Annotated in this window: 4 protein-coding genes; 2 read left to right on the top strand and 2 right to left on the bottom strand. The window is 66.1% G+C overall.

Going from position 1 to position 2,357, the window contains the following annotated elements; all coding sequences use genetic code 11:
• Nucleotides 1-513 (bottom strand): MFS transporter (locus JaAD80_RS29740; protein WP_146012638.1); only part of this gene is annotated, 513 nt, incomplete at its 3' end.
• A 121-nt stretch (nucleotides 514-634) separates the two neighbouring features.
• Between JaAD80_RS29740 and JaAD80_RS29735 the strand changes: the two genes are divergently transcribed.
• On the top strand, nucleotides 635-1,156 hold the full coding sequence (locus tag JaAD80_RS29735; RefSeq protein WP_258003271.1) for a MarR family winged helix-turn-helix transcriptional regulator: 522 nt from the start codon (nucleotides 635-637) through the stop codon (nucleotides 1,154-1,156).
• Here the strand turns inward: JaAD80_RS29735 and JaAD80_RS29730 are convergent.
• On the bottom strand, nucleotides 1,153-1,758 hold the full coding sequence (locus tag JaAD80_RS29730; protein WP_102299760.1) for a hypothetical protein: 606 nt from the start codon (nucleotides 1,756-1,758) through the stop codon (nucleotides 1,153-1,155). The genes JaAD80_RS29735 and JaAD80_RS29730 overlap by 4 nt on opposite strands.
• An 89-nt stretch (nucleotides 1,759-1,847) precedes the next feature.
• Between JaAD80_RS29730 and thiL the strand changes: the two genes are divergently transcribed.
• A partial coding sequence (gene thiL, locus JaAD80_RS29725; RefSeq protein ID WP_102299758.1) for a thiamine-phosphate kinase occupies nucleotides 1,848-2,357 on the top strand: 510 nt, incomplete at its 3' end.

Below are 2,357 nucleotides of genomic sequence, written 5' to 3'. Positions count from 1 at the left end.
CTGCCAGCCCAGCGACTGCGCCAAGGGCGAAGCGGACGCGGCGGCAATGGCCGCGCCGCCCATGATGCCCGTCGTATAAAAGCCCATCAACTGGCCTGCCCGCTCGGGGAAATGGCGCTTGATGAAGGCGGGCAGCAGTGCCTGCACCAGCGCGATGCCCAGGCCGCCCAGGGCCGCCGTGGCGATCAGGCCGCCGCTGCCATGCAGGGGCCAGCGCAGCGCGCAGGCGGCGGCGATGATGCTGATGCCCACGGTAATGCCGCGTACCACGCCCAGGCGGCGCTGCAGCTGTGCGCCCGCCAGCGCACACAGACCCATGGCGAACACGGGCACGGTGGTCAGCAAGCCCGCGTCGGCATTGCTGAGGCCCGTGCTGGCCTGGATGCTGTCGAGCAAGGGGCCGATGGCGGCCAGGATGGGGCGCAGGTTCAGGCCCAGCAGGATGATGGCGGCCACCAGCAGGGCCGAAGAAACTGAAGAAGAAGGGGAAGCGGCAGGGCGGGTTGAAGGCATGGGATAGTCCTTGCCTCGCTGGGAGGCACATGGTTTAATGCGTCATCAAATATGACTCGATGAAAAGTATCTTAACACGAAGATAGAAATCTATCTTGAGGTCAAGATAAATGGAACCCCGATGACAACTACCCCGCAAGAACACATGCGCGCGCAATTTGCCGCCGCACAATGGCAACGCGAGCTGCCGCAGATGGATACGCGCGCCATGCAGCTGGTGGGCCAATTGGGCACGGTGGCGCAGCTGATGGCGCGCGACTGGCTCAACCCGCTGTTCGCCGAACACGGCTTGCAACCGGGCGAATTCGATGTGCTGGCGACCTTGCGCCGCTCGGGCGCGCCCTACAGCCTGACACCGACGGCCCTGTACGAAGCGGCCATGCTGTCCTCGGGCGGCATGACCAACCGCATCGACCGGCTGGAAGCGGCCGGCCTGATCGAACGCCAGAAGCACCCGACGGACCGGCGCGGCGTACTGGTGGCCCTGACACAAAAGGGGTTGGAACTGATAGAAAAACTCGTGCTGCTGCACGTGGAGAACGAGCGCGCCATGCTCTCGGCTTTGAACTCGGACGAGCAGCGCCAGCTCGACCAGTTGCTGGCCAAGCTGCTGCACGGCATGGCGCAGGCGAAGAAAATTTAGGAAAGCAGGTGCGCCAGCTCGCGCAGCGCCGCATTGCCGCGCCGCGCCAGGCGCGGCAGTTCGGCACGGTCACGGCTGTCGTAGATGGCCTGGACATGCCGTGCGCTGGCCGCGCGCAAGTCGATATCGCTGTCGCGGTCGGGAAGCTGGGCATCGGCCACGTGGCCCTCGACCAGGGTCAGATAGTAATGGCGTGGCTTGCCGCGCAAGTTGGCGGCAAACTGCAGCACCAGACCATTCTCGAACAGCAGGGCGCCGCTGCGGCCCCCCTGTTCCAGCAGCACGCGAAACGCCGGCAAAGGCTGCCGCGCCGCGCGCAGGAAGCCGGCCAGGTGCACCTGATCACCGAGGCCCAGGCCATTCGCGACCAGCTGGCCGCGCTGCAGAAACGCCTTGAACAATGCGTGCACGGGCCGGCCGGCGCGACGGAACAGGCGCTCGTCCTCGTACAGGCAAAGCTGGTCGACGTCGCTGACGGGATAGTAGCCGTGCGCCACCAGCTCCTGCGCCTCGAAAGTGCTCAGGCCGACGGCTTGCGGGTCGCGCAACCAGCCATGATCGAGCCAGGATTGCAGCAAGACGTGAATATCGAGGATGGGCATGGCAAGCGGATCGGCAGTGGCAAAGGCGCCTATTGTAGGCCAGCCTATAATAGCCGGGCCACACCATCACTCAACGCACAGACTACGCCATGGCCCCACACGACGCGCTTTCCGAATTCGACCTGATCAAACAATATTTCGTGCGCCAGCGCCCCGGCCGCGCCACCCTGGGCATCGGCGACGATTGCGCGCTGATTACCCCCGGCGCGGGCAAGCAGATCGCCATCTCCTCGGACATGCTGGTCGAGGACCGGCATTTCTTTGCCGGCGCCGACGCCCGCATGCTCGGTCATAAAAGCTTGGCCGTGAACCTGTCCGACCTGGCCGCCATGGGCGCGCGCCCCGTGGCATTCACCCTGGCCCTGGCCCTGCCGCAAGCGGAACGCGCCTGGCTGGCCGGCTTTGCCGACGGCCTGTTCGCGCTGGCCGACGCGTTTAATTGCGAACTCATCGGCGGCGACACCACCAAGGGCCCGCTGAATATCTGCATCACCGTGTTTGGCGAACTGGCGCCAGGCCAGGCCCTGCGCCGCGGCGCGGCCGTGGCGGGCGACGACATCTGGGTCAGCGGCACCCTGGGCGACGCGCGCCTGGCGCTG

This window comes from Janthinobacterium sp. AD80 (genome assembly GCF_002878455.1).
In the GTDB taxonomy this organism is placed as follows: Bacteria; Pseudomonadota; Gammaproteobacteria; order Burkholderiales; family Burkholderiaceae_D; genus Janthinobacterium.
The sequence above is the reverse complement of the archived record's forward strand: the minus strand, read 5'-3'. Positions and strand labels throughout refer to the sequence as shown.

Coding starts and splice junctions, on each gene's coding strand:
- JaAD80_RS29735 (WP_258003271.1), top strand. CDS start 635: ATGACAACTACCCCGCAAGAACACATGCGCGCGCAATTTGCCGCCGCA.
- JaAD80_RS29730 (WP_102299760.1), bottom strand. CDS start 1,758: ATGCCCATCCTCGATATTCACGTCTTGCTGCAATCCTGGCTCGATCAT.